This is a genomic window from Sarcina sp. DSM 11001 (assembly GCF_900101015.1).
Classification (GTDB): Bacteria; Bacillota; Clostridia; order Lachnospirales; family Lachnospiraceae; genus CAG-791.
The window spans coordinates 1-26,292 of record NZ_FNFZ01000031.1 but is presented as its reverse complement, the minus strand read 5'-3'; the positions used below and the strand labels follow the sequence as shown (position 1 = coordinate 26,292).

The following is a 26,292-nucleotide window of genomic DNA, read 5'->3' as shown; positions in this document are numbered from 1 at the left end:
TGAGGAAAAGATAATGAACACATTTACCTATAGTTATCCTGTAAAAGTCTATTTTGGTGAAAAGGCGGCGGCGAAAAACCTGGCAGTCGAACTTGCCAAAGTCGGGCCAAATGTTCTTCTGGCCTACGGCGGCGGTTCCATTAAAAAGAACGGCGTCTATGATGAATTGACGGGCATCCTGAAGGACACCGGGAAGACCGTGACAGAGTTCGCGGGAATCATGTCTAACCCGACCTATGCAAAAGTGCAGGAAGGCGCTTTTCTGGCAAAGGAAAAGAACATCGACTTCATCCTGGCTGTGGGAGGCGGCTCCGTCATCGACTGCTGTAAGATCGTCTCTGCCCAGGCAAAGCTGAACAAAGATATCTGGGAACTGGAATATACTGATCACAAGCAGCCGGCAGAGTTCATCTCCATGGGAGCCGTGGTCACGGCCTTCGGCACCGGTGCGGAGATGAACAACGGCGCAGTCATAACCAACGAGGAGAAGATGCTGAAATCCGCTCTCTGGGGCGCATTCTACAGCTTCGCGATCCTGGATCCCGCCTATACCATGACTATGCCGATGAAGCAGGTCATCTCCGGAGCCTTCGATTCCCTCTCTCACAGCATGGAAACTTACATGGGATCACCCAGGGAAGTGAACCTCTCTGACGAGATCAATGAAGCTGCCCAGAGAAACATCATCCGGAACATCCGTGCCACACTGAAGGATCCGCAGGATATCCAGACCAGAAGCGAACTCATCTGGGCTGCGGCCATGGCGGAAAACGGGATCTTCAAGATCGGCAAAGCGACCGACTTCCAGTGCCACATGTTGGAGCACCAGCTCGGTGCCTACACCGATTGCAACCACGGGCAGGGGCTGGCGGTGCTGCACCCGGTGCTTTACAGACATATGATGCCGGAGGCAAATCACCAGTTTGCCAGACTGGCTGTAGAAGTCTGGGGAATCGATCCGGTCGGAAAGACTGAGGAAGAGCTTGCTGAAGCGTTTGTCGAAGCGCTGGCAGACTTTATCAGGGAGATCGGCCTGCCGACGACATTCACTGAGATGAACATCACGGAAGATACAGATTACAGAGCTATCGCGGATTCGACGGTCCTGACTGGCGGATGCGCGAAGAAGTTCACACGGGAAGAATTACTGGAGGTACTTTTGGAATGCAGATAAAGAAGATCACATTCCTGGTTCTGGCGGCTGCGCTTTCGATTTCTCTTGCGGCCTGCGGCAATAGTCAGACAACAGCTGTAACATCGAGCCAGGATAAGCGGCAGGCGGAATCCACACAGATAGCGAACAGTTCAGAAGCGAAAGAAACAGAATCTGCTCAGACTGAAAACAAAACGGAGGACCAGCAGACAGAAACAGCTGCGGAAAATGAAAGCTCTGCGGGCAATAGCATCCTGATCCTTTATTTCTCGGCAGACAACACAAAGGATGTAGATGCCGTCAGCTCTGCAACGCCAATGGCGGACGGGATGGCCTCCGTGGAATGGATTGCAAATATCATCCATGACAATGTGGGCGGTGAACTGATCCCGATCATTCCCTCTGAAGATTATCCGCTTGAGTACGAAGCGCTTGCGGATTACGCAAAGAAAGAGCGCGATAACGGCGGCAGGCCGGCCTTTGAAAATTTAAGCATCGATCCGGCAAGCTATGATGTCGTATTTGTCGGATATCCGATCTGGTGGTATGAAATGCCGATGATCATGGATACCTTCTTTGATACATATGACTTCTCGGGAACAACAATCATTCCGTTCAATACCCATGCTGGAAGCCGTGATGGTGGCACTTACAGTGATATCAAAGAGATGGAGCCGAATGCGGCTGTTCTGGACGGACTTGCAGTTCTCGGAGAGGATGTCGGAAAAGACGGCACAAAAGAAGCTGTGATTTCATGGCTGCAGGGGCTGGACCTGGAATGACGTACTCACGCCGGAGCATTACGTGTTCTACCAGAAGATAGCTTCCAGTTTGTAAAGTCACACCAAGGCTCCCTCACTGCCATCACAGGCGGCGGGGAGCCTTGTTTTATGCTGCGATCTCAATTGTAATACCGGATTTGAAGTCGATACGTGCCTTTTAAGGGCGCATAATCCTGCCGCTGTTGCCATAGTAGATCTGTTCTTGTCCGATTATCTCATCGATCCCATCTTCTGTATTTTTCTGTATGCTATCTCTCTGCCCATTGGCCTCGTCCTTCAAAGCCAACAACCAGGACCATATACACGCAGCAAAACCAGTATGCCATCCATGAGAGCCTGACTGCTCTGAATTCATTATAGAAGGATATGGGCATGGGGGCAATACAGTTTAATCAATTTAGGCTTGTTCATAGCTTACTAGAGTGACTTTGATATGTTTTAAACTCGTGTTATAATTATAATCCACAAATACATCTAGGCTTAATTCATAGATATATCCGTTATTCAAAAGATAGTAAATCTGGGATACGGTGGAGTGCACGGAAAGTAATAATATCCTCAACCCTATAAACTTTTCTCAATACCAGGATTTAATTCAGGAAATCGAGGAAAAAGGACTGGAAAAAGTGGAGGATGAAGGAGTACGCCAAGAAGCAGAGAAGAATTTAAAAGTTCTCATAGAGGGATTTCTTTCTGAATTCTCAGATTATGAAATAATATACATGTAGTAGCTAAACAAAGCGCCTCAATTCTGAGGCGCCTTTTTTCAGATAAGGAGAAATGTGCAGATTATCTGGAACAGGCACAAAAAGAGGTGGAAGAGTTTAACTTGCAGGAAGAATAATGGAAGATTATTGTTACGCGGATCACTGCAATCTCAGCTTTTTTCGGTGTTTCCGGGATACCCGATGCGGGATCCCCTTTTTCACAATATATACTCGCCTTGCCAGCTTCATCAATGCCCGGTCGTTGTAGGAATCTGTGTAGAATTCATCGATCTTCCGGTCACCGTACAGGTCGCGGAAACGGACTGCTTTGTTCTCGCCGAAATTGAACCATGTGATCTTTTTCTCATCGACATCCACTTCAGTGCAAATGATCTGGTCCGTGTTCAGCCGGGAACGGATCCCGTCCAGCAGAAACGAGGGGCTGGCCGTCATGATCACATCCTCCGGCTCGATCAGAACCAGGAGGCGCCGGTTCAGCTTGTTTGCATGCGTTTCCCAGAAGCTGCTGATCAGATCCGATTCGTTTCCGGAATTTGTAAGAACATCGGCAAAAAAGTCGTTCCCCATGTTGTTTCAATGTAATTACTTAATATATGGAAATTTGGTATCATGTTAATAGGCCTTTACGCCTGTACAAAGAGGAAATCAGATAACAAGGTAGGCGCTGCTCTGTGAATGGGGACTAAATACTGTGGCAGTCTGGTAAATGAGGGGAAATGGACGCAGATATGGATATAAAAATTCTTCATCTTCTAGAAGGGGCAGATCAGGCCAAGGGCCTTGCGGTCGTGATCGATGTCTTCCGGGCTTTTTCTCTGGAATGTTATTTGTTTTCCAGAGGTGTGCAGAAAATATATGCTGTCGGCAGAGAAGAAACAGCCTGGGAGCTGAAACGGGAACATCCGGAATATATTATGGCCGGCGAACGGGGAGGTGTCATACTTCCTGGTTTTGACTTTGGCAATTCTCCGTCCCAGACAGAACATGCCGATTTTCTGGACAAGATCCTGATTCATACTACCAGTGCCGGAACGCAGGGACTGGTGCACACCTGTGCCGCAGGTGCCGGCGAAATTCTTACAGGCAGTCTGGTCAACGCCTCCGCGATTGCTTCGTATATAAAGGATAAGAATCCAGAACGTGTTTCGCTGGTCTGTATGGGTAATTCCGGAATCGCTCTGGCTCCGGAAGACGAACTCTGTGCCCGCTATATCAGGAGCCTCCTCCTTGGGGAACCATTTGAAATGGGGCCTGAGATCCTTTCTCTTGTCAATGAGCCTTCTGTTGCCAAGTTTTTTGACACCAGATGGAAAGATGTGTTTCCTGTGAAGGATCTGATTATGTGCCTGGAATATGACAGATTTCCATTTGTTCTGAAAGCTGATCAAATTAGCGAAGATGTTTTTGAGATTACCCGTGTTAATGTGCAGGACTTGAAGTGAGATATACAGTTGGAGTGAAGAATGAAGCAGTACATAGTAGATGCATTTACGAACAAGCCTTTTTCCGGGAATCCGGCAGCTGTCTGTGTGATGGAAAGCTGGCCGTCGGAAGAATCCATGATGAAGCTGGCTATGGAAAATAATCTTTCTGAAACGGCATTCATAGTCAGGGAAGATGCCGGGTATCATCTGCGCTGGTTTACACCGGGTACAGAGGTGGAACTCTGCGGTCATGCAACGTTGGCGTCGTCTTTCGTGATCCTGAATTATTATGAAACTGAAAGCGACACCGTAAGGTTTAACACTCTCAGCGGTGTGCTTACAGTCAGGAGAAAAGGCGGCCTGTATGAGATGAACTTCCCAACATACGAGCTTACTGAGATTCCGGTCACAGATGCGATGGAGCAGGCGTTCGGTTTCCGGCCGGTCAAGGCCGTGCTGGGACTGGATCTAATCTGCGTATTTGAGACGGAAGAGCAGGTAAGGCAGATGAATCCGGATCAGCTGCTCCTTATGGGTATTGAAGGCCGTATCCAGAATGCGACAGCAGCAGGAAAAGAAACTGATTGTGTTTCCCGGAGCTTTTGTCCGAAGCTTTCCGTTGCAGAGGACCCTGTCTGCGGCTCAGCACATTGTCAGATTGCGGATTACTGGTCGAAGGAGTTGAGAAGGAAGCGAATTTATGCATACCAGGCATCAAAGCGGGGTGGATATCTGCACTGTGAATTAATTGGGAATGGCAGGATTTCTATCAGCGGAGAAGCGGCCTTAGTAGCGGTTTCAGATATTATTGCTGAATTGTAATGTATTATATAGAAAAATGACTTATACAGGGACGGAGGAACATCATGATTGATCTTCACATGCATGTGATTCTTGCTTGATGGGATTGTAGAACCTGTTCTTCTGACGGTTGGGCAGCATCGCAGTCCAGTACTGCCCCTTCTCATCGCCAAAGATCCACCCGGAATAGTTTTTGCTCTCAAAGACAAAGATTCCCTTTTGAGTGATATAGAGCACATCAATCTCAGAGGTTTCTCCGTTATCTTTGGGGAGGTAGACATTTCTTAATATTTTGCCCTTACGGCCGAACAGCTTAACGAACTTCAGCTCCTGCTCAGTCAGTTTCTCACCATGCCTTCCGACCCATTGTTCATCGAAGATTGAATCAATGAACATGTCTATAAGACCTTTAGCCATGCATACCTCCATTTTTCTTAGACCTTATCTCAAACCAGCCAATATACATCTATTAGAAATTATACAAATCTATTGTGGGCGGAGCAAGTTACATCGTAATAGTGATACTGGCCAACATTAATTTTTTGCAGATTCTATCTACTGGGATATAATGAAAAGCGACAGGATGAACCGAACTATCGGGAAAGGGTCTTTGACCTGATCGATATAAGTTTTCTGGCGACAGCATTGGCCAAGAAGAAAAGGATGAGAAAGAATGAATCGAAAAACAATTAATCGTCTGCTTATTGTTGTTTTCGCAGCTTTTGTAACATGCATGCCAGCCGGATGTGCTGGGATAACAGGAAATTCAGCAGGTAAGGTGAAAGATCCGGCGGTGGAAACAGCCTATATTTCAGAAGTATTTCCGCTCGAACGAGAAGGGATCGATCTGCATCTGGAATGTATGAAGCAGGAAGGATCAAAGCCGGAGAAAAACATTCTTTTGATTCACGGTGTGACATATTCGTCTCATGAATTTGATATCAATTATCAGGATTATAGTCTTGTGCGAAAACTGGCCCAGGAAGGCTATTGTGTCTGGCGGCTGGATATTGCGGGATTCGGAATGTCTGAAGAGGTAGAAGATGGCTTTTTGCCGGACTCGGACTATGCCGCGGAAGACATTGCATCCGCAGTTGATCTTATCTCCTCGGAAACCGGGCAGGAAAAAATCGATGTATTGGGCTGGAGCTGGGGGACGGTAACAGTAAGCCGATTTGCAGCGAAGCACTCTGAGCATGTGAACAAACTCGTCCTGTATGCTCCCATATTATGCGGCATTGGAGAATATGCGGTTGAGGAGCCCTTCCATCACAATACATGGGAGCATGCGGCGGATGATTTCCAGCGCGCCGATGATGGTTCTTTTGATGCTTCCATCACAGACCCGGTCGTCATAGAGATGTGGTGCTCAAGCTGTTGGCATTATGATGGAGAACATAGTCCGAATGGAGGGAGAAAGGACGCCTGTGTATCAGCAGAGGAGAAGCTGATCGACCTGACACAAATCAAGGTACCAACACTTATTATTTGCGGAAGTAAAGACCCTTACCTGAATTATGATCTGGTCAACAAAGCTCTGGAAGATTTACCAGAGGATTCGGCGCTGGAAATAATTGATGGAGGATCACATGCTGTCCTGGTGGAAAAGCCCTACTACCATGATTTCCAGGACAGGCTGATCCGCTATCTGGAGAACTGAGATCAGGATGGCTGACCGGGGTGATTACAAAGGAATTATGCTGGACACAGCGGAGCGTTCCTACTCAGAAAAACGTCTGAAGCAGTCGAGGCTTGTATATCGGCTGCTGGGAAGTATCGGCAAGCCAAAGTCTTTTGACCGTTTTCGAATACAGGCGGCGTCCTGTTTGTCACACGACACATACCAGCTTCTGGATCATATTACCTGTCCGACTCTGGTAATCGGCGGAAAAGAAGATAAGATCGTAACCGGACAGGCATCTGTGGAGATAGCCGGGAGAATAGCTGATTGCAAACTGGTCCTGTATGACGGGCTTGGGCATGGCCTGTATGAGGAAGCGCCGGATGCGATCTAGGGACGGTCCTTTTGTTTCTGTCCCCCTGTACACAGCACGCAGCGATGGTTTCACAAACCTTACAGATTAGCCGCTCCGATCATGCCGGCGCTGCTGCCCAGTTCCGCAACCGCAATCTCAGGAATCATACCGTGCTGTCCGCCAAAGCAGTCTCTCTCCATCATCTCTCGGATGGGACCGGTCATCTCATCCGCATGCTCGGACAGTGCCCCTCCAAGAAGAATCAGCTGTGGCCGGAACATGTTGACGATGTTGACGACACCGATCCCCAGCATTTGCTCGGATATCTGGGACGGTCCTTTTGTTTCTGTCCCCCTGTTTTATGAAGCAGGGGGACAGAAACAAAAGGACCGTCCCAATGACATTAAGGTATGAAAACAGAAAGATTTAGTGTATTATTCAGGATAAGGTAAATTCAAACGGAACACAGCCAGTTCTCGGGTTTACGGCCAAAAATCAATATTTTTGGAAAAGGCAAACAGACAGTCTGGGGAGACTGCCTACTGAAAGGTGTTTATTTGTTTTGAGTTTATCGGTAGTTTAGTGTATCAGCCGACTGGCGTCGTAGGGTTCTTTTAAATTTACGACCCGGTCGGACTGGTACCAGATATCTGCATATCACGTCTGCAATATCCTCTACCCTGCCGTTTAAAAAACGGATACAACCCTTTTGTGTTTGAGAATGGTTCAGTACATAGGTGTATTTTTTTGTTTTTTTCTTAATATCCCCAACAGCGGATGCGACAAATGAGGAAAAATTATATAAGGTCAGCTTGGCATAGATCTCCTGAAAGAGGAAATCTCTTTTCAGGGAGTGGATATGGACCATGTTTCCTGCATATTTCAGATATCGATATGCCACCTCATGGTTCCACCGGAGGTTGTAAAGCTCTTTGATCGTCTGCAGTGGAAATGCATACTTTGGAAGATTCGTAACAATATACTCATAAGAATCTTCTCCGATAGGAAATTTCAGGACACGGAGCTGCAATGCATCAGTATCATCAGATCCAGGCTCGATAAAATCATAGTGACGGTTTTTTGGCAAACAATGATAATTCTGCAGCTGAGTATTCTTTTTAGTCCTTTTTCGTCCGATATGGACAGTTATGTTTTCGTCTTCAGTTGTGTTCTCCAGCCAGTGTTTCTGCCCTTTATATATAGATTTTGCAAAGCGTTCAGGAACACGGATCAGGAAAAGCTGCTTATTATGTATAGCATGGGCTAGGACGTTGTATGAAGCATAACCTCTGTCGGCAATAAAGATCTGTTTTCGGCCAGAATCCTTTTGCCTGCCCAGCAGTCTGCAGAATGCGTCTTTTTCGTCCATCTCCCTTATACCCTGAATCTCGGCATCCAGAAAGATATCATTTAACAGGTCAAAAAATGTATTCAGGTGTACCTGGTTTATGCCTTTACGTCCCTTGATACAGTTGATATGGCTGAAAGGATCAGAAGGATTATAAGGAAGATTGACTCGGGAACCATCTGCTCCAATGAGCTGATATCCGTTAAAAGTCTTCAGGTTCGCTGCTTTTTGGGTAAAATGCAGAAAAAGCTCACGAAAAGCTTCCGGCTTTAGCTGGTTACGGCGCTGGATCATGGCAGAAGCTGTAGGGAGTGTTTCCTTACCGAAGAAATCCAGCAGTTCGGTATCGGTATTTTCAGATCCGGCAGTCATAACAAAGAGTATGGTCTGAGTAAGTGTAATTTTTCTTGTCCTGGAAAAAGCTGTATCCGGGGATGAAAATAACTCCTTTTTCCGTGTCAAGAGAGTATGGATCGAAGAGATTAGTGACTCCCTGATATGGACAGGGGCAGTGGGACTAGACTGCATAGCGGTACCTCCAAAAAATGATGTATATAACGAGGCGCGCTACATATTTTTGTTACTTTGTCAAGCTTTTTTGTGAAAAAAAGCAAAAAAATCAGAGGGTATTTCACCTCTGATAGAACTTAGAAACTATTATTTTGGACACAGGGGGTGCTTAACTTAATGTCATTGGGACCGTCCCTGCGCTTCACGGGAAGGATTCTCTATTCGGGAAATATCTGATGACCTGTTTGAAAGGATGAGAGGCGGAAATACTTATAAAGAGGACTGCATTGTTCCCCGGGAGGATCTTCGCTACATGATGGTTCTGCACAAGGATAAGGACGGAAATATCCATCAGGGAGAAATGGTTGTGCACAAGCTGATCGCGGAAGATGTGCTGGAAATTTTTGAGAAGCTTTATGATGCCGGATATCCGATAGAGAGAATGGTGCTTCCGGATAACTATATGGCTGATGATGAGACAAAGTCTGCAGCGGCCAACGGGAACGAATACGGCATATGTGTTGAGCTATGAAGAATGTCGTTCAGTGATTGACCGGATGCGGTTTGGCGATGAATCAGGAAAATTCTGAAAAGTGTACGTTGCGGTCTTTGGATATGTTTGCGCGAACAGGCAGAGGAAATGGGTATCAATCCTGTTTCCTCGTGCCACGTAGAGACTGTAGTTTTGCTGACAAGAAATACATAAGGCAGAGATGCATATTCTGTTATCACCGCACAAAATACTGTTGACAAGATGGGAAAGCCCTGATATCGTGTAAGAAAATGGCGAAATATAATAAAAATAAGTGATATAAACCGCCAAAATACCAAATATAGGCGATTGTTTGGCGATTTATAGGCTTGTGGTGATAAACATGAAAATTATAGGAAGAAATCGGGAAAAAGATGTTCTTTCAAAGTGTCTTTCATCAAAACGACCGGAATTTGTTGTGGTTTACGGAAGACGCCGCGTGGGAAAAACATTTCTAATTAAAGAATACTTCAACGGACAATTTTCTTTTTATGCAACGGGTCTTTCTGACGAGAAAACTAAAGGTCAGTTAAAGGCATTCCATGCTAGTCTGCAGGTGTATGGCTGTACGGAGAAAAAGGTTCCGACGGACTGGTTTGAAGCTTTTGCCCGACTGCGGGCACTTCTTGAAACAAGGGATATTTATAGGGATCCGGTAAGTAACAGACGAGTTGTTTTTCTGGATGAACTTCCGTGGATGGATACGGCCAGATCAGATTTTAGAAGTGGTCTTGAGTATTTTTGGAACAGCTGGGCATCTTCTCAGGAGGATCTTTTGCTCATCGTCTGTGGATCAGCTACGTCATGGATAATAAAGCATATGCTGAAAGAGCGGAAAGGTTTTCATAATCGTGTTACCAGGCGGATCAGGCTCCTTCCTTTTACGCTGAAGGAGTGTAAGGAGCTTCTGGAGAACAACGATATCGTTATGACAAGGGCACAGATGATAGAGTGCTATATGGTTTTTGGCGGGATTCCTTATTATCTGAATTTAATTGATTCCCGCCTTTCTCTCGCGCAAAATATAGATGAACTTATGTTTGAGCCATATGGCGATCTGAAAGACGAATACACTGAACTGTTTTATTCTCTATTTAAAAAGCCGGAAAAGCATATGGCGATTATTAAAACTCTTGCTGAGGCGAAAAGCGGTAAAACGAGGCAGGAATTAACGGAAGTCAAAGCAATCGGAGGGGGGTCAGTCCTGACTGAAAATCTGCAGGAACTCGAACAGTGCGGATTTATCAGAAGATACACGAATTATACCAAACCTTTGAATGGAGCTTATTTCCAACTTGTTGATCCATTTGTATTATTCAGTCTGAGATTTTCGGAATCAGGGAAACAAAGTTCCTGGATGGAATACATACATTCTCCTTCCTACAATGCTTGGAGAGGAAACGCATTTGAAATCTGCTGTGTGAACCATGTTCCTGAAATCAAGGCAGCACTTGGAATCGCCGGCGTAGATACTATGGAATATGCATGGAGAAGTGAGACGTCGGAGCAGGGAGCGCAGATTGATCTCTTAATTGATCGTAAAGATGGTGTTATTAATCTGTGCGAGATGAAATTTACAGATGATGCTTTTGAAGTAGACAAAGTTGAATATGAAAAGCTTATAAACAGGTTAAGCATATTTCAGAAAGAAACTCAGCCCAGGAAGGCAATACATATGACGCTTGTTTCTGCGAATGGATTCTTAGATGGGAAATATGCCTCTGTGTTTCAGAATATAATAACCGGTGAGCAGTTATTCCAATGAGATGAGATGGTTTGGACAAAAATGCAAACGTCGAGACGGTAGTTTTGATGTCGAGAAAAACATAACGAGAGGCTGGAAAAGCCTGAAATAAAGGGATTTCCGCGATCCGGGGTCGACACGCTCCGGGGCTGCAAAGATCCCTTTTTGTGTTTGCGGAAACATATCGAGGCTTTGGTTTTCTGAGGGTTGTGGTACCACTTTTGCTTTTCGGCAGGGTGTGGACACGATTTTGCTTTTTGGAAGGTCATGGACATGATTATGTTATCAGAGAAAACGGTTTTACGCATTGCATCATTTTTGCGAATGTGGCATCCTGTACGCAACGCATCAATTAATGATCGAGGATGATAAAATGGATTGCAAAACCAAGATAAAAGAATTAAGAGAAAGTACAGGGATGAATCGTAAGGAGTTTTGCGACTTCTTTCAGATCCCATACCGCACAGTTACTGACTGGGAGAGAGATAACCGCCATGCTCCAGATTATGTTTTAAGGCTGTTGGAATACTATATTCGAATGGAAAGACTGAATAATAAGCATGACGATAAGTGCAATTCAGAATAATGATAAAGCGGTAGAAGGTATAAAACTGCCATTTTGTGGGGCTGAATAAGATACGGAAAGTGAAATGATAAAATAGGGAAAAGGAAGAGCAATGGACATAAAATACAGTATTGTCGATGGATCGGAAAAAATGAACATTGATGAAGTCATCCGCTTATGAAGCGAACCCAGGATTCCCTGGACAGCAGACAGGTGCTGTCTGTCATAGAACGTTATAGTACAGCACTGAATTCGTTGGATGCCTATGATCATCAAAGCCTGCTGCAGTATGGATGCCCTGAGAAAAAGGCTCCCGGAGACTGGCTGGAGGCATTTTCCAGGCTCCGCAAGCTGCTGGAGGGGGATTGTGCACAGAAAGATCCGGTGAGCGGAAGGCTGGTTGTCTTTCTGGACGAGTTACCTTGGATGGACACTGCCGGATCAGGTTTTAAAGGAGCGCTGGATTATTTTTGGAACAGCTGGGGATCTTCCAGAACAGATCTGCTGTTGATCGTCTGTGGCTCCGCCACATCATGGATCATCAAACACATCCTTGCAGATACGGGAGGACTGTACAACAGGGTGACCAGGACAACATAAATTAATCCCAAAACAGATTGTGATTTGGGAGAAAGAATAATATAATTGGGAGTAGAATTATTCTCCCAACAACGACAAATATCTCCCAAAAAAGGCATGGAATTGGGCGATAATAATATTCCTTGGGAGAAAGGAGTATTAGCCAATGAGACAATTTGATTATTCTTATCTTGCAGATAGGACTTGGGACAATGAAATAATATCTTATATTTCAAAGATACACGAGTATAAGGGAAAACAGGAATTGTATTTGCGCCAAAAACCTGTTGAGCTAAACAGGCTAATAGAAATCGCAAAAATACAGAGTACAGAGGCATCCAATAGGATTGAAGGTATTATTACTACTAATGCCAGATTGAAGCAGCTTGTGGCAGATAAGACAACTCCTAAAAATAGGGATGAGGAAGAAATCCTTGGTTACCGTAATGTGCTGAATCTTGTTCGTGAAAACTATGATGTTATACCGGTCCGCAGTAATTATATTCTCCAAATGCACAGAGATTTGTTGAAGTACACGAATCTAAATTATGGCGGGCAGTTTAAAACGACACCTAATGAAATTGACATGGTGCTTGAAAGTGGTGAAAAAGTAGTATTGTTTAAGCCGCTTGAACCATATGAGACTCCAGCTGCAGTCGATGCTATATGCGAAGAATATCAAAAAGCATTAGATAAAGAGTTGGTGGATGAGCTTATTCTTATACCGTGTTTCTTGCTGGATTTCTTGTGTATTCATCCGTTTAATGATGGCAATGGCCGTATGAGTAGATTGATGACCTTGCTATTGCTTTATCGCAGTGGATATATGATCGGACAGTATATCAGTATCGAAAAAGCTATTGCTGATACAAAAGAAGCATATTATGATGCACTTCAAAAGGCAGACAGAGGATGGCATGAAGGAACTAGCGATCCTAAACCATTTATCAAATATATGCTCAGTATCATCCTTTCTTGTTACAAGGAATTTGAAGCAAGAATATCTATTGCCCATGTGTCTGGAGCTAAGAGCACGTCATATGATGTTGTTAAGGCGTATGTAAGCGAGCGAATAGGCAAGTTCTCAAAACAGGAAGTTCTTGTTGGCTGCCCTAGCTTGGGAAGTTCCTCTGTAGAGTCAGCATTGAAGAAGCTTGTTGAGGATGGAACTTTGGTAAGGATTGGAGCGGGGCGAAAAACTCTTTATGCACGAGCAGAGTGATTTTATCAAGAATATATAGATGACCGGCAATCCTAAGCCGGGTATGGGTTCGGCAAACCAGGTCCTTGATAAGATCCCGGACAAAAATGCACATGTTGAGGTCGTACTTCATGCAGACGCTGCCGGCAGCGGAGCAGGCTTTTCGCGCTATCAGTACCATCTGGATGCTTTTGGGGAAGATCAATATATTGAACGAGATTGGTTTTATTTATTTTGTTAGTATTTATCTGGAAGTGCTTGTTTCGGTATGCTTATGGAATCAGCGAGGCGCTAATATATGTTACGGTATTGATGTTCCCGCTGTATACAACAGGATTGTTAAGTAAAATCAGGATAAGCAGATCCACAAGATGCTGTCACAGGGTTTTGGAGATCAGGCACCACCCCGGATGCCTGTGCATATGAAGAGTGGAGAACGTTTTTTCTGCTCTGAAGACCTCGCATTGAAATGGCGTAACAGTATGCCGTTCTCTGAAAAAGGTTATCCGAGGATCGTGTTTGCTCCAATGAGTAAGTGGGAAGGAATAGGAATTCCCGATGTGGTTTATGTTTTTGCAGACCCTGATCAAATATCTGCATTGGTAATTATGTTGGGGTCACACAATGGCGAGGCATTGAATACGCTGGCTCCGTTCGGCGCAGCCTGCCATTCTATTGTTTATGCAGTTGATCAAATTGTAAAAGAAAAACCAATGGCCATCATGGGTCTGTTTGACATATCTCAACGCCGGGAAGCTCTTGCAAACAGTCTTTCATTAACGATGCCGTATTCCTTATGGGAAGGTTTGTCAGATGATTTAGACAAAAGCTGTTTAACAACACATGCGTGGAAAGAAATTGAAAAGCGCTTGTAAGTCGGCAAATTTTATTTTTTGATTTGTTTCTCAATTGGAAACCTATAGAATGATTCCAGTTTGAGAAAGTCCATTTTTGAAGTGCATGATAACGACAGGCATCAAAACGAGGAATATGCCCAAAAGGCTGACCAGCAATATTAATAATCGTAAAGGTCAGTGGATATCGTGGTTCTACTGACTTTTTTTATTCCGCTAGCTCTGTCTGTAGTGTTCCGATTCAGTTGTAATATTCCATTATAAGAGTCCATTATTCTACCGTATTATTCCTATAATCCGAGATATATTATTCCGACAGAGCTGATATTATTCCGCTAAAGCAGTATAATACAATGTCAGATTGGAGGTGATGGCTTATCTTTATAACTGTAAAAGAAACTGCTGAAAAATGGGGTATTTCTGAAAGAAGGATCAGAGTACTGTGTTCCGAAGGTAAAATCCCCGGGGTATATCAATACAAGGCTGGATGCTTTTTTGAAAATATTGAAGGATTGAGGTGTGGTAAATCGTGGCTGCATGAAAAGTTTATGAACAGGTTGAGCACATTTCAGAAAGAGACACAGCCCGGGAAAGCAATACATATGACGCTGGTTTTATGCAAATGGATTTTAAAACGGGAAATATGCCTCTGTGTTTCAGAATGTAATAACTGGTGAACAGTTGTTTTAAAGGGATGAGATGAACTGCTGGCAAATCGAAACAGTTTCTTCGGATGCATTAAACTAGAGTGTAACAGGTCAACCACCGTAGACGATTTGGTCGTACATCCCTGAAAAAGGTCCGTTCGTCAGGAATTTCTCCATTTTCTCATCGGGGGGGTTATATTCATTCCATCAAAACTAAAAAAGATTCATTCGATGGAGGAGGAGTGGAGATGGAAAAAAGTTGTTTCTTAACGAAGAAAGTTGTTTCAGTTTTTTTGTTTTTTATGATTGTTATGTTCACATATCTTGCCACACCGGTTCAGGCGGCAGATGCATATCCGTACCGTAACGGGTCTTGGCTAAAGGCAGATTCCTGGGGATTTTATCAAAGAGAATGTACATCCTATGCATGCTGGAAAGTCAGGCAGGCACATGGAATAGATTTTAATAACAGTTATCGTCTCTCCAACGGCAATCGATGGGGAGATGCTGGAAATTGGGACAATGCTGCCAGAAAAATCAGACTTAGGGTCGATAATATACCAGCAAGAGGATGTATCGCTTACTGTGATCCCTATACCCATGGCTCCGGAAAATATGGACACGTTGCTTATGTCTACCTTGTCTCCGGAAATAAAGTTTATGTCCAGGATTACAACTGGGGAGGCACACACAAGTATGGAGATCGGATGCTCAATAAAACTGCCTTTAGCGGTTATATTCACTTTGAAGATCTGCAACATGTTTTTTATGTTAAATACAATGCGAACGGTGGAAAAGGCAACATGGCAAATTCCACTTTTACCTATGGAATTGGAGGAAAACTAAGGAAGAACACTTTTTCCAGGAGCGGATACAAATTCAATGGCTGGAACATTTATAGATATAGTGATAAGAAATGGTATTATACGAAAGGTGGAAAGACAGGGTGGTATCAGAAAGGAAAGCAGCCGTCCGGATACTATTTGACAATCTATAATGATCAGACAACGGTTAAATGGACAACTTCCAAGAATAAAGATACTGTCGAGATGTACGCAGTGTGGAAAAAGGCATCAAATGAGAAGCCTGCGCCTCCTAATGAGAGTCTGCCGGAAGGCGTTTATAAACTCAAACATGTCGGGACTGGGAAAATGATGAACTACGCATGGGGGTGGAAAGAATTTGCGTACAAACCGATTTTCCTTGATAAAAGAGATGGCTCTGTGGAACAAACCTTCCGATTTCGACCAGTCTCGAATGGAAAGTACGAAATTGATATCATGCATAAAGAAGGTGGTGTCATGAACGTCTGGACGTCGAAAACTGTTTCGGAAGGCAAAAAAATCGGTTCCTGGAGTAGGACATACGATGACACGCAGCGTTTTCTTGTCACATATGTTGGGAAAAACACCATTATCCTTCGTTCCGCTCAAAATAGCAATTTGGCTGTAGCACCGGACAAAAGCGCCAGGGGCTATCTGCAGTTGGTGAAATACAATAAGAACGATAAAAACCAGCAGTGGGTCATTGAAAAATAAATCCTGAGAGGCATTGAATGATAATATTGCAGGTGTGCTGATAAACCGCATACTTACGCGGGATTTTGAGCCTTCATCGTCATTTTGACAACAGTTTGACAACAAATATGTCACCAATTCCGGTCCGATAAGGACAGATTTGGTGCCGTCAGAGTTAATTAGGTGTTCCGCAAGGACACTTTCTAGGGAACTAGAAGGTGTCCTTTTTAGTGCGCCGGGCATGGCGCAGTTCTTGCCGATGAAAGGTACAGTGTAGATAATGAGCTTCTGAAGCTTTCGGCCGTCCAGAACCACTACAGCCTGATCAACCGCTCTTCTGGAAGATTCCGGTATTCTCGAATATTGCAGAGAAATATGGTGTCGGCCCGGCACAGATCCCTGTGGCCTGGGCGATTGCCAAGGGTACACTGCCGATTATCGGCGTGACCAAAGAAAACCAGGTACTGGATGCGGTCAAAGCAGCGAATGTCACACTGACAGCAGAAGAAACCGCAGAACTTGAAAAGGTGGCAGACAGCCTGGAACTGAATGTAATCCGTTTCTGGGAAAAGGAGATGAAATAAGATGAGCAAGAAAAATATCGGAGCAACACTTGCACTGTATCCCTGCCCAGTCATCGTTGTCGGGGCAATGGTAAATGATAAGCCGACTTGGACGCTTGTCGCTCATGCCGGAACTGTGGCGCACAGTCACCTGATGGTATCCCTTGTGCAGGCACATTACATCAATCAGGGCATCCGTGAGAATAAAAAACTTTCCGTCAACGTTGTCGATGAGTCCTGGTTGAAGGATGCGGATCGTATGGGGACGATCAGCGGCAATAAGGTTGACAAATCTGAAGCCTTTGCCTGGACGATGGGCGAAAACGGTGCTCCTCTGATTGATGAGGCGAAGGTCTCCATCGAGTGCGAGATGGACGGCAACTACGAGCTGGAGCAGTTCGATCATTTCATCTGCAAGATCCTGGCGACCTATGCGGATGAAACTGTGCTGAACGAACAGGGTAAGATCGACTACCATACATTTAAGCCGGTGCTCTTCGAGTTCCCGACCTGCGAGTACTTTGTGACTGGCGAAAAAGTCGGCAACTGCGGAAAGATGAATTGATCCGTGGAATAGAAAAAGCAGGGGACCTGGTGTCCTCTGCTTCGGGTATTTCCTGTATTTCAGCCGTTTCCGGTCCGGAAGTTGATCCTGTCTTTGATCTGACCGGGCCTCCGGCAGCAGCTGTGATGTCTGTTTCATCGATTCATATATCTTTCCTTCAGGAAGGCGATGTAAGGGTACTGCTGCGGAATGACCGTCGGCAGCACCCTTTCTTTCTGTCATTCAACAAAGTCAGAGCCTGATTCATCTATGGAGCTATAAGGATATACATTATTCTTATTCATATTTTCCAGTCTTGCGTCATCCTCAAAAGTAATGAAATATGAACGGAAATCTGTTTTCTCTTATTGATCGTTTCCCCTGGGGGTGAGCTCCAGTTCTATGGTTTTATCCTGTACTTCTTCTTCATAAAAGAAGACCATACTAACCGGTCCATTTACTATGCCCACAACACATATGATCAGTAGGACAAAGCACATTGCGATGCCTTCCAATACAGCAATTACCATTCCTTATATTCCTTCCTCCCATCATTTCTACAAGCTGGATTTGTCGACTCTATCTAGATCGTTTCAATTTCTATATCGCGCCCAAACACTTCATCAAACAGGATCGAAATGGATCCTTCGCTGCAAAATTCTCTGACGGAATAACCGAGATTCGGAGCTTTGTAAGAATCGTCTGCTCCAGCGTCTTTTAATGCCTGCAACACACTTCTGAGATCTTCGTGCAATTCCTCTGTAAAGATCCGATCTTTCCCTTCACGATGTTCCACATAATTGTATGATGGCAATATCTGCTTTGCCTGCAGTGCAAAACGGTTTAATCCTGAATTGCCATATGAATCAAGTGCTTTTACATCTGCTCCCATATCAAGCATCTTCTTTAGGACACCGAGAGCTTCAACTGATCTCTCTTTTGTTGAGAACTCCCTAAAGCCCATATATTTATCATCTTTATTCCACCTGCATGACATCACAGCACAGTTGATCGCATCATGAAGCACCGGAGTTCTCCATGCGTTGCAGCAGGTCTCATCCTCGATAAAGTTCACATCCGCACCCATATCCAGTAAATAGTTGGCAATTGCGGTATTTCCCGTTTTGAGCGCGACCTGCAAAGGCGATTGTCCGTCATCCTTCTTAGGCGGCTTCTTTGCAACACAATTTACCAGTCCAGGTTTCTTTTCAATGATTTGCCTTACCATTTCAAGGTCAGATGCTCTTATAGCAGTAAACAGTTTCTTCATCTCGCTTCACCTTCCTGAATTATGATTTATTTTTCTCTGGCAATTTCACAAATCATATCAAACTCTTTTTTATTTTGTCGAGGCAGGCAGGGATGTCCTAATGTATTACTTTTCTTATCATTTTTTTCTCTTCCAACCACTCTGTCGTCTTAGTCAAAAGGGAATTTATCTGTCCCATTCGTATGCCAGCTTTGGGCCTCCGTCAAATTGAATCAAACCGCAATACGCAAAGCCTTCCCTGCTGAGTATGTGCTGCATCACTTTGTTTTCTTCCTGTGTATCTACACGGATTGCGTCAATCTGGTTCGACAGGCAAAAATCTTTGATGAGTTGAAAAGCTTCATGCGACAGGCCACCGCCTCTGGCTTTGCTGCTGAAAGCCATTCGATGTACCACGGCATAAGGCTTTTCTGTTTTCCATGTACAAGATTAAGCACGTTTCGGTATCCCCGATTGTGACAGCCTTTGCCAGTTCGTCCAGGGAAGACCGGACATCTATAAACTGCTGTGCAAGAAGATAGGTGAGCTCACCCAGTGCCCGTTGGCGGCGAGAATCATCTGCCTCTCTTTTTTGTGATGCATCCGCTTCCTTCAGAAGCTCTGAGCCACACTGATAAACACTCTTTAAAAACAGAGGGAACTCTTCATCCTGCGACCATAGATATTTTCCACGAGCAATCGTAAAAAAGCCGATGGGCAACCCCTCCGTATCCTTTGCCCTGCAGTAGATCTCTCGCGGGTGATATGCATAGGGGTTGCAGGGTGCATCCCCTTTCCCTGTAGATTGGGCTGTTTTCTTTTGGAAATCCTGCCCGTCGGAAGATGCACGCGCTTCCTGGGAATTCCTTGTTTTCCTCCAGGAACGCTGAAGGAGGTTATATGCCTGGTTGATTATTCTGGCGTCATGTGGGGTGGTAAATGGTGCAGCCTGATGTTCCTGACTGTCTGTTTCACTTTCCCTGCAGGGCAAGTCAGAGCTCTGCGCGGAACGCCTTCTCACTTTATCGGGATGTACTTGCACGATCAGCTCCCGGTATCTTGTACGAATATGCTCTGGTCCTGTATTTTCAGGCAGGCCGAGAACACGATATGCTTCTGATTCCGTCAAGGTGATTCCTCCTGTATATCCCGATCTGTCGAGATTCCCAAATACTCGAAGCTGTAATATGGATAGTTCCACAGCCATAGACTTTTGCTTCCTTAACAACTCTGTCAAGGAGCTCCGTAGCGATTCCCAATCTCCCCATTGCTGCTCCTGCACAGACGAAAACCCAAAACATCAATATTCAGATGTCCAAATCATATCACATTCTTTCTATTCATCAAACTGGATTTCTTATAGGGCATGTCCGCCGGAGACTTTTATGATTTGCCCGTGAGCAGCCTTGGTGTTTTGGCAGCTGCATCCGTCGGAATGCTTATCTGCAGTAGATTTCTATTGCCTGATGAGTGAACTCCGCTGTCCCTTTCCCACCATAGCTGTCGATATTCTTTGTGAAATCTCCGCCACCGGCATACATCTTACCGAGACCATTTAAAATCTCTTTTGTACAGGTGTACATGTGCTCCGTAATATAATTCTGCAGTTTCTTTACCAGATTCTGGGCTTCCCCAGATGCCGGATCCGCGTTCCGGATCTGCCCGAATTCTCCAAAGATATCGATCATTCCCTGATAAATTATCTGATCCTCTTCCTTTGTCCGGCCTTTGGATTTTTCCTCGAATTCCTTATAAGCTGATGTTTTGCCCCAGGAAGCCTTTGCCTGAGCGGCATACTCATCTATTTTTCTTGTATCAAATGCGTCAAATTTCAATTTTTTCACCCCCAATAGTTTGATTCCCTTCGCAAGGTCGATCAGGTTCTCAATGTGCTCTTTCTTAAGCATCAGGAGTTCGATCTGCTGTTCCAAAGCTGTGCTCCTGTCAAAATCAGGACTGCTGATGATCTTTTTAATGTCCTTCAGGGGGAATTCCAGTTCCCTGAAAAGCAGGATCTGCTGCAAGGTCTCCAGTGCCGCATCGTCATACAGCCGGTAGCCTGCCTCCGTGTATTTCGCCGGATGAAACAGCCCGATTTTGTCATAATACTGCAGGGTGCGTATACTGACACCTGTCAGCTTGCTGACTTCGTTTACTGTCATCATAATCTACTGCCTCCTTGCTTCCGATAAGGCCACTATAAACTATGACGTAATGTAGGGGTCAATACTTTTCAGGAAATTTTTTTTTAAAATATGCAGGAATAAGTGTCACAAAAACTTCAAATGCCAGCGATTCCCATCAGGGCGGCGTCGACCAGGCTCTCAATGATTCCGGTACCGATCGTGATTCCCATGATATCGACTTCGATCAGGACCAGAAGAAAAATTATTAACCTACTTTGAAATACCTGCCCTCATTGATATAATGAATTTAAAAAAAACTGCGGAGGCATGACAGATGACGGATCAGGAATTACAGAAATAACAGCAGGAACTTCAGAAACAACGGGATCATGAGGCGGACCTTCAGAGACTCCGCGGATTCAGACCAATCGATGATACCTTTACGCGGTGCATTTATCAGGATAACATTCCGCTTGCGGAGATGACGCTAAGGATCATCACTGGAATCAATGACCTGGTACTTACTAAGGGCGAAACCCAAAAAGATTTCAAGAGACTTCTTGGTGCGAGATTTATCTGCCTGGATTACCACGGTGTGGACACGGAAGGCAGGCAATATGACCTCGAAGTTCAGAAGGCTGATTCCGGTGCCCGGCCGGAAAGAGCAAGATACCATTCAGCAGCCATGGACATTGAGGCGCTGAATACCAATCAGTTATTCGAGGAATTGCCGGAGACATATACTATTTTCGTGACGGAGAATGACATCTATGGCTTTGGAGATGGGATTTATCCTATCGAGAGGGTAATTGTAACACATGAGCAGTTATTCAACGACCGTGCACATATCCTTTATGTAAACGGCGCGTATAGAGGAAATGATCCACTGGGTGATTTGATGCATGATTTCTGCTGTAATGACCCGGATGACATGAAAAATGCGATGCTGGCTGAGGCCTCCAGATATTATAAAGAAAATCCAAAGGGGGTGGAAATTATGTGTAAAGCCATGGAAGAAATGAGAGAAGAGTCTTACCAGAGAGGTGTAGAGGCTGGAGGGGAACAAAAGGTTCTTGAGAACATTAAAAATATTATGGAAGGCCTGAAGTATACTGCGCAGCAGGCAATGGAGCTTCTGAAGATCCCTGCTGATGATCAGCCAAAGTATCTTGCCAAATTGTGAGACTCATCTGTTGTGAATCAGATTTCACGGCCTGTTCCTTATGACAGGTACCTGTCTGCTTTAACGATTTTAATGAAATACAATGATGTAGAATACCCGCATGTAGCGATCCTTACAAGGAAAGGTACTTGCGGGTGTTTTTATTCTCTTAGAATTTGTCCAAAGAGAAATCTGGATAAACCTATCCATATAATCTTTAACAGCCGCCTTAATAAAGCCCTCAATTCACTCATTGCCAAAGAAATACCCTCATTTGTTGCTCACATTGAACTTATGGGCATAGAAAAACGGCATGACTTCCATCTGATATTTCTGCAGGTACTGGTAGGACTGGTGGCGGCGGGGCCTTGTCTCTCTTAATGCACGCTTCAGACGGTAGACCACATACTGGTTGAGTCCTTCGCTCATCACTTTTCCTCCGCTGTTTTTTCGGTCTCCTCCACGTTATCATCCACAGTCTCTGCGTCAATGCCGGTTTCCTCCTCATTCATATCCCACTCAAGCTCTTCGCGGTAGGAATCGAGATCCAGCAGTGAATATTCTCTGTCAGAGATCTTTTTTAGCTTTTCCTGGGGCCGCTGTCGTCGATCAGGGCGATACCCTTTGAGCCGCGGTTGACCCACCGTCCCATGCGGTTGTTCCAGATCTCCATTTCCGCACAGGCCGTTGCGTCCGGACGCTGTGCGTGGATCAGCAGTGTCTCCGGGAAGTCATACCTGTACAGCGTTGCCGCCGTATCCAGGTACCCGGTCCAGGCCTGCACGGACCTGGATATTTCCGCGGCATGGCTTTCCGCCAAAGCGCGGATGTCATTGTAACGTGCTATTTGAAATCCTCCTCTTTGTGATATAGAAAAAGCGCCTGCGGTATAATACCGTAGGCGCGGATGATATCGGGAATACACATTCCCTGATATCGTTTCAGCCATATTTTGTGGCTTTATATCAGGGGAATCGTTCTTCCCTGCCTTGCAATAATTTCTTCAAATGTTTGCGGCTCATAATCCTGCCACATAGCACCGACATTGAAGGCTTCACAACGCAGCCCCTTTCGGCGGATGTCCTCTTTGATCCGCTCCTCCATGACAGATTCCTCCGTCTTATGCGTATGGCCGTGCAGCATGAAGGCCATATGCCGGGCTCCGTTATAGAAGGGTATAAAGTAGTGGCTCAGGATCAGGCGGCATTTGACACCATCAGCCATGATTACCATATCCTTGTAATCCGCCACCTCATGGAAGCAGCTTTCATAAGCTTCGCTGCGCTTATCATGATTGCCGAGCAAAAGAACTTTATGCCCTGCCTTAATCTGTGCGGCATATTCTGCGCTGCCCACATCTCCAAGACAGATGAAAGTATCACTTCTTGTCACTTTGTTATTGATGATCCGGATCTGTTCCTCCGGGGGGATCCAGTTCGGATCCATTAGAAGACAATCGTCATCATTCAAATGCAGGTCGGAGAGAAGATAAACGGATCCCTTTACCGACCAGTGCTGAAATATCTCATACAGTGTTTTGATCATCTTTTTCCTCTTGCTCCTTGATCAGTCTGTCAAACAGTGCATTGATCTGAAGAGCGGCATCCCGGGCAATATCTTCAGGTGACCGGTTCTCCATATCCACTTCGACTGCAAACAATCTGTTTGATTCCTCCAGTTTTCTTACTGCCATTTGTATATCGCTCCTTTCGTCATCGAACGCCATAGTATTCCCAGGCAACTGTGTCAATCACCATGAATTCCTGCGTCCCGATCGGATCTCCGGTGCTGTCCGTAGAGAGCACATCATATGAGAGGAGATTTCCTTTTCGCAAAATCGGTTGATAATCGACTTGTCGCCAAAGTGAACTGCTCTGAACCATTTGGAACCATCTTTATGAAAAGCTTCCGAGATGACCAGTTCATACCAGCAGACAGGCTCCGGGTATTTCTCCAGCCAGTACTGTTCATATTCTTCACGGTTCTTTACATCGCCCCACTCAAGCATATTCTCGTAAGAGCCAAAGTCTTCAATAGCGCCTCTTGGAATTGTGATCCAGATTGCCTTGGCTTCATTGTTCTTCCGCAGCGGAGCCAGATTCCGCAGTATCTCAAACAGCGGATCCATTGCTTTACACAAATCTTCTGACGGCGCAGCGGGATTCAGGAATCCCCACTCAAAACAATTCAGAAGGCTGTCTATATCCGGTGCCACCAGTTTATAATTATTCAATGAGATCACTCCTTCTTTCTGACACAAGCATTCTTTCAAAAGTAAACCCCGGCTCAGCGCGAATCTGCGATTAGCCGGGGGGTTCTCTACTTATGTGATCCTTACCTCCTCAGGATGCCATACATTCCTGGATCAGCATATAGTACCTGAACAGGCGCTCAGCACCTGAAGATACAATTATTACAGGATCATAACACCGGTTTCCGCAGATCAGTATATCCATCGGCACCTTCAGCAGATCGCTTAAGGCATAAAGATTATCCAATGTGGGCATACTCTACCCGTCAAGCCAGTGATAGACACTTTGTACGCATGCCAATGAGAGCGCGTCCCTTACGTCTTTTACCGTTACTCCGCGTTTCTCCATCAGCAGACGGATCTGCTGTCCTGTTTTTGTTTTATCAATAGCTGTTGACATCTCGATTCTTCTTTCTCTTCAGCGCCGAAGCCAAAGCCTCTGGCTCTATTATATTCGTTCCTGATAAGCTTGTCATTGAACTTGTCGTTCAATCATAACCAACAAAAACAGCAGCCAGACCAATCTCTAAGTCAGGTCAGCCCTGCATCACTTTTTTATCCTTTCAGGATCCCTCACTTAAAGGTCTCTTTGTACTTCTGCAAAACCGGACGGATTGGAGGGGAGATTTCCTCCATCTGGATTTCATCGACAGAGAAATACCGGATCTCTTCAATCTCTTCCTGCTGTGGCCTGATCTCTCCCCTGTAATCCCGGCATATATAGACAATTTCAACGTTGGAAACTTCATCCCCATTGGGATACACATAATGTGCTTCCGGCCCGGAGTTAATATAAAACAGCTCCAGTTCTCCGGCTGTAATGCCCATCTCTTCAAAGAGCTCCCGCCTGGCGCAGTCCTCAATTTTCTCGTCTATTTCAACCGCACCGCCGGAGTATCCCCACATGTGGTTGTCCGTTCTTCTTCCAAGAAGGAGCCTGCCTTCTGCATCCACACAGATAATGCTTGCAGCAGCCTGGATCAGAGTTCTGTGTCCTACGACCTGCCGCAGATCCATTATATATCCACTCATTTACTGATCCTGCCTTCCTTGTAGTGCTTCCGGCACAGTGAGACATATGTCTCATTGCCTCCAAGCATAATCTGTTCTCCGGTCCTCACGACCCTGCCGTCCTTGATCCTTGTGTTGTAGTGCGCCCGCCTGCCGCACCAGCAGACGGTGGGGACTTCCTCAATCTCGTCTGCAATCTCCATAAGTCTTTTTGATCCCTCAAAAAGATGGCCGGTAAAGTCTGTCCGCAATCCATAGCAAAGGACAGGGACGCCGAAGTCATCTACTATATCTGACAGCCGGTCCACCTGCTGAGCTGTCAGAAACTGAGCTTCATCGACAATGACCGCAGCATAGCTTTTCTTCTTGAGGCAGGCAAATGTCCGGCTTTCCGGCCTGTCCAGATACTCCAAAAATTCATCTACGTAAAGGCAGGGTTCTTGCAGGCCGATCCTGGATCGTATGATCCGCTCCCCGTCCCTGGTATCTGTCCTTGGTTTCAGCAGTACGGGTACCTGCCCTTTCTCTTTGTAATTGAACCAGACCATCAGTGCATTTGCAGTTTTTGAAGAGCCCATGGCTCCATATCTGAAGTAGAGTTTTGCCATAATTTACCTCTCATCCACCATCTCTGCGAAGCCTGTGTCCGCATCAATGTGATGCATTCCTGATTTGTTGAATGACCATGTTCTCCCTCACAAATCCCGATTCCTTATCCCGCTAATAAGCTAATAAGCTATTAGCATTATGTTAGAAAAAGCCACGTAATTACTTATTCTTCTTCGCAGGCTGCTCTCGCTCAAATTGCTTAATCAACAAAAACAGAACCCACAATCTCACAGAATTTCCCGGGTTGTTCTTTGACTGCCCAGTGTTTACATCCCTCAAATATCTCCACCCGGCTGCCCGGGTTTTCCTGCGCTGCTTTATAACACAGAAAACTAAGTTTTTACGTAGATAGCCTCCTGTAATCTGGTGCCTGAATATTAGAGCAAATTTACTCCCAGGCATGTCAGTAGATCGAG

Annotated in this window: 34 protein-coding genes; 17 read left to right on the top strand and 17 right to left on the bottom strand. The window is 45.2% G+C overall.

Translation table 11 applies throughout. The features are described 5' to 3' along the window. The first annotated feature begins 13 nt into the window (after nt 1-13). Both BLT02_RS14165 and BLT02_RS14160 read left to right on the top strand, forming a co-directional pair. Entirely contained in the window at nt 14-1,174 is a 1,161-nt protein-coding gene (locus BLT02_RS14165; RefSeq protein ID WP_092996912.1) for an iron-containing alcohol dehydrogenase, read from the top strand. Continuing rightward, nucleotides 1,165-1,935 carry a flavodoxin gene (locus BLT02_RS14160; RefSeq protein ID WP_175453860.1) on the top strand — a complete coding sequence of 257 codons (771 nt, stop codon included), beginning with the start codon at nt 1,165-1,167 and terminating at the stop codon, nt 1,933-1,935. The genes BLT02_RS14165 and BLT02_RS14160 overlap by 10 nt, the downstream gene beginning before the upstream one ends. 866 nt (nt 1,936-2,801) lie before the next feature. Here BLT02_RS14160 and BLT02_RS14150 read toward each other — a convergent pair. Next, nucleotides 2,802-3,230, bottom strand: a complete 429-nt coding sequence (locus tag BLT02_RS14150; protein ID WP_092996903.1) for a haloacid dehalogenase-like hydrolase — start codon at nt 3,228-3,230, stop codon at nt 2,802-2,804. A gap of 161 nt (nt 3,231-3,391) precedes the next feature. Here BLT02_RS14150 and BLT02_RS14145 point away from each other — a divergent pair, with 161 nt between their 5' ends. Then, nucleotides 3,392-4,105 (top strand): 2-phosphosulfolactate phosphatase, encoded by a 714-nt coding sequence (locus tag BLT02_RS14145; RefSeq protein WP_092996970.1) that lies wholly within the window; start codon nt 3,392-3,394, stop codon nt 4,103-4,105. A 21-nt stretch (nt 4,106-4,126) separates the two neighbouring features. Beyond that, nucleotides 4,127-4,909 (top strand): PhzF family phenazine biosynthesis protein, encoded by a 783-nt coding sequence (locus BLT02_RS14140; RefSeq protein WP_092996900.1) that lies wholly within the window; start codon nt 4,127-4,129, stop codon nt 4,907-4,909. A 42-nt stretch (nt 4,910-4,951) separates the two neighbouring features. Here the strand turns inward: BLT02_RS14140 and BLT02_RS14135 are convergent, their stop codons facing one another. Beyond that, nucleotides 4,952-5,305 (bottom strand): nuclease-related domain-containing protein, encoded by a 354-nt coding sequence (locus tag BLT02_RS14135; RefSeq protein ID WP_175453851.1) that lies wholly within the window; start codon nt 5,303-5,305, stop codon nt 4,952-4,954. A 361-nt stretch (nt 5,306-5,666) separates the two neighbouring features. On the opposite strand from BLT02_RS14135, the gene BLT02_RS14130 reads away from it, so the two are divergent. Both BLT02_RS14130 and BLT02_RS17310 read left to right on the top strand, forming a co-directional pair. Then, the gene (locus BLT02_RS14130; protein WP_175453858.1) at nt 5,667-6,548 is read left to right on the top strand and encodes an alpha/beta hydrolase; all 882 of its coding nucleotides are present in this window, start codon (nt 5,667-5,669) and stop codon (nt 6,546-6,548) included. Nucleotides 6,549-6,714: 166 nt separating this feature from the next. Next, the gene (locus BLT02_RS17310; RefSeq protein ID WP_175453857.1) at nt 6,715-6,903 is read left to right on the top strand and encodes an alpha/beta fold hydrolase; all 189 of its coding nucleotides are present in this window, start codon (nt 6,715-6,717) and stop codon (nt 6,901-6,903) included. A gap of 59 nt (nt 6,904-6,962) precedes the next feature. On the opposite strand, the gene BLT02_RS14120 is transcribed toward BLT02_RS17310, so the two are convergent. Beyond that, nucleotides 6,963-7,190 carry an ROK family protein gene (locus tag BLT02_RS14120; protein ID WP_278277422.1) on the bottom strand — a complete coding sequence of 76 codons (228 nt, stop codon included), beginning with the start codon at nt 7,188-7,190 and terminating at the stop codon, nt 6,963-6,965. A gap of 242 nt (nt 7,191-7,432) precedes the next feature. Beyond that, the gene (locus BLT02_RS14115) at nt 7,433-8,740 is read right to left on the bottom strand and encodes an IS4 family transposase (RefSeq protein ID WP_092996888.1); all 1,308 of its coding nucleotides are present in this window, start codon (nt 8,738-8,740) and stop codon (nt 7,433-7,435) included. Nucleotides 8,741-9,035: 295 nt separating this feature from the next. Between BLT02_RS14115 and BLT02_RS14110 the strand changes: the two genes are divergently transcribed. From BLT02_RS14110 to BLT02_RS14065, 10 genes are all read left to right on the top strand, one after another. Then, the gene (locus BLT02_RS14110; RefSeq protein WP_139187649.1) at nt 9,036-9,254 is read left to right on the top strand and encodes a hypothetical protein; all 219 of its coding nucleotides are present in this window, start codon (nt 9,036-9,038) and stop codon (nt 9,252-9,254) included. Between the two features lie 313 nt (nt 9,255-9,567). Continuing rightward, nucleotides 9,568-11,019, top strand: coding sequence for an AAA family ATPase (locus BLT02_RS14105; protein WP_092996882.1), 1,452 nt, complete (start codon nt 9,568-9,570; stop codon nt 11,017-11,019). 352 nt (nt 11,020-11,371) lie between these two features. Continuing rightward, a complete protein-coding gene (locus BLT02_RS17950) occupies nt 11,372-11,584 on the top strand; it encodes a helix-turn-helix domain-containing protein (protein WP_092996967.1) in 213 nt (70 codons plus the stop codon). Nucleotides 11,585-11,740: 156 nt separating this feature from the next. After that, nucleotides 11,741-12,163, top strand: coding sequence for an ATP-binding protein (locus BLT02_RS14095; RefSeq protein ID WP_092996879.1), 423 nt, complete (start codon nt 11,741-11,743; stop codon nt 12,161-12,163). Nucleotides 12,164-12,308: 145 nt separating this feature from the next. Next, nucleotides 12,309-13,364 (top strand): Fic family protein, encoded by a 1,056-nt coding sequence (locus BLT02_RS14090; RefSeq protein WP_092996876.1) that lies wholly within the window; start codon nt 12,309-12,311, stop codon nt 13,362-13,364. A gap of 19 nt (nt 13,365-13,383) precedes the next feature. Then, on the top strand, nt 13,384-13,584 hold the full coding sequence (locus BLT02_RS16915; RefSeq protein WP_139187645.1) for a hypothetical protein: 201 nt from the start codon (nt 13,384-13,386) through the stop codon (nt 13,582-13,584). Between the two features lie 181 nt (nt 13,585-13,765). Next, entirely contained in the window at nt 13,766-14,218 is a 453-nt protein-coding gene (locus tag BLT02_RS14080; protein ID WP_175453855.1) for a DUF169 domain-containing protein, read from the top strand. A gap of 874 nt (nt 14,219-15,092) precedes the next feature. Then, entirely contained in the window at nt 15,093-16,382 is a 1,290-nt protein-coding gene (locus BLT02_RS14075; RefSeq protein ID WP_092996866.1) for a CHAP domain-containing protein, read from the top strand. Nucleotides 16,383-16,762: 380 nt separating this feature from the next. Then, nucleotides 16,763-16,945 (top strand): aldo/keto reductase, encoded by a 183-nt coding sequence (locus BLT02_RS14070; protein WP_242869825.1) that lies wholly within the window; start codon nt 16,763-16,765, stop codon nt 16,943-16,945. Nucleotide 16,946: 1 nt separating this feature from the next. After that, nucleotides 16,947-17,489 carry a flavin reductase family protein gene (locus BLT02_RS14065; RefSeq protein ID WP_092996860.1) on the top strand — a complete coding sequence of 181 codons (543 nt, stop codon included), beginning with the start codon at nt 16,947-16,949 and terminating at the stop codon, nt 17,487-17,489. A gap of 344 nt (nt 17,490-17,833) precedes the next feature. Here the strand turns inward: BLT02_RS14065 and BLT02_RS17580 are convergent, their stop codons facing one another. The 4 genes from BLT02_RS17580 to BLT02_RS14045 all read right to left on the bottom strand — a co-directional run bounded on the left by BLT02_RS17580 (nt 17,834) and on the right by BLT02_RS14045 (nt 20,882). Further along, the gene (locus BLT02_RS17580; RefSeq protein WP_207649418.1) at nt 17,834-17,998 is read right to left on the bottom strand and encodes a hypothetical protein; all 165 of its coding nucleotides are present in this window, start codon (nt 17,996-17,998) and stop codon (nt 17,834-17,836) included. A 53-nt stretch (nt 17,999-18,051) separates the two neighbouring features. After that, entirely contained in the window at nt 18,052-18,738 is a 687-nt protein-coding gene (locus BLT02_RS14055; protein WP_092996854.1) for an ankyrin repeat domain-containing protein, read from the bottom strand. A 340-nt stretch (nt 18,739-19,078) separates the two neighbouring features. Beyond that, nucleotides 19,079-19,924 carry a DnaJ domain-containing protein gene (locus tag BLT02_RS14050; protein WP_092996851.1) on the bottom strand — a complete coding sequence of 282 codons (846 nt, stop codon included), beginning with the start codon at nt 19,922-19,924 and terminating at the stop codon, nt 19,079-19,081. Nucleotides 19,925-20,156: 232 nt separating this feature from the next. Next, entirely contained in the window at nt 20,157-20,882 is a 726-nt protein-coding gene (locus BLT02_RS14045) for a MerR family transcriptional regulator (protein WP_092996848.1), read from the bottom strand. A 442-nt stretch (nt 20,883-21,324) separates the two neighbouring features. Between BLT02_RS14045 and BLT02_RS14040 the strand changes: the two genes are divergently transcribed. Continuing rightward, nucleotides 21,325-22,026 carry a hypothetical protein gene (locus BLT02_RS14040; RefSeq protein ID WP_242869823.1) on the top strand — a complete coding sequence of 234 codons (702 nt, stop codon included), beginning with the start codon at nt 21,325-21,327 and terminating at the stop codon, nt 22,024-22,026. Between the two features lie 249 nt (nt 22,027-22,275). On the opposite strand, the gene BLT02_RS17305 is transcribed toward BLT02_RS14040, so the two are convergent. The 9 genes from BLT02_RS17305 to BLT02_RS17575 all read right to left on the bottom strand — a co-directional run. Continuing rightward, nucleotides 22,276-22,434, bottom strand: a complete 159-nt coding sequence (locus BLT02_RS17305) for a hypothetical protein (RefSeq protein ID WP_175453854.1) — start codon at nt 22,432-22,434, stop codon at nt 22,276-22,278. Nucleotides 22,435-22,585: 151 nt separating this feature from the next. Then, nucleotides 22,586-22,954, bottom strand: a complete 369-nt coding sequence (locus BLT02_RS14035; RefSeq protein ID WP_139187641.1) for a hypothetical protein — start codon at nt 22,952-22,954, stop codon at nt 22,586-22,588. Between the two features lie 11 nt (nt 22,955-22,965). Then, nucleotides 22,966-23,550: a metallophosphoesterase family protein gene (locus BLT02_RS14030; protein WP_092996839.1), complete on the bottom strand. Its 585-nt coding sequence runs from the start codon at nt 23,548-23,550 to the stop codon at nt 22,966-22,968. After that, nucleotides 23,531-23,698 carry a hypothetical protein gene (locus BLT02_RS17300; RefSeq protein WP_175453853.1) on the bottom strand — a complete coding sequence of 56 codons (168 nt, stop codon included), beginning with the start codon at nt 23,696-23,698 and terminating at the stop codon, nt 23,531-23,533. Before BLT02_RS17300 ends, BLT02_RS14030 begins: the two co-directional genes overlap by 20 nt. 57 nt (nt 23,699-23,755) lie before the next feature. Continuing rightward, the gene (locus BLT02_RS14025) at nt 23,756-24,238 is read right to left on the bottom strand and encodes a hypothetical protein (protein ID WP_092996836.1); all 483 of its coding nucleotides are present in this window, start codon (nt 24,236-24,238) and stop codon (nt 23,756-23,758) included. 277 nt (nt 24,239-24,515) lie between these two features. Beyond that, nucleotides 24,516-24,656: a hypothetical protein gene (locus BLT02_RS17295; protein WP_175453852.1), complete on the bottom strand. Its 141-nt coding sequence runs from the start codon at nt 24,654-24,656 to the stop codon at nt 24,516-24,518. Nucleotides 24,657-24,829: 173 nt separating this feature from the next. After that, nucleotides 24,830-25,288 carry an NUDIX hydrolase gene (locus BLT02_RS14015; protein ID WP_092996833.1) on the bottom strand — a complete coding sequence of 153 codons (459 nt, stop codon included), beginning with the start codon at nt 25,286-25,288 and terminating at the stop codon, nt 24,830-24,832. Next, entirely contained in the window at nt 25,285-25,875 is a 591-nt protein-coding gene (locus BLT02_RS14010; RefSeq protein ID WP_092996828.1) for a thymidine kinase, read from the bottom strand. The genes BLT02_RS14015 and BLT02_RS14010 overlap by 4 nt, the downstream gene beginning before the upstream one ends. A 160-nt stretch (nt 25,876-26,035) precedes the next feature. Further along, on the bottom strand, nt 26,036-26,292 hold a 257-nt coding region (locus BLT02_RS17575), incomplete at its 5' end, for a hypothetical protein (RefSeq protein WP_207649417.1).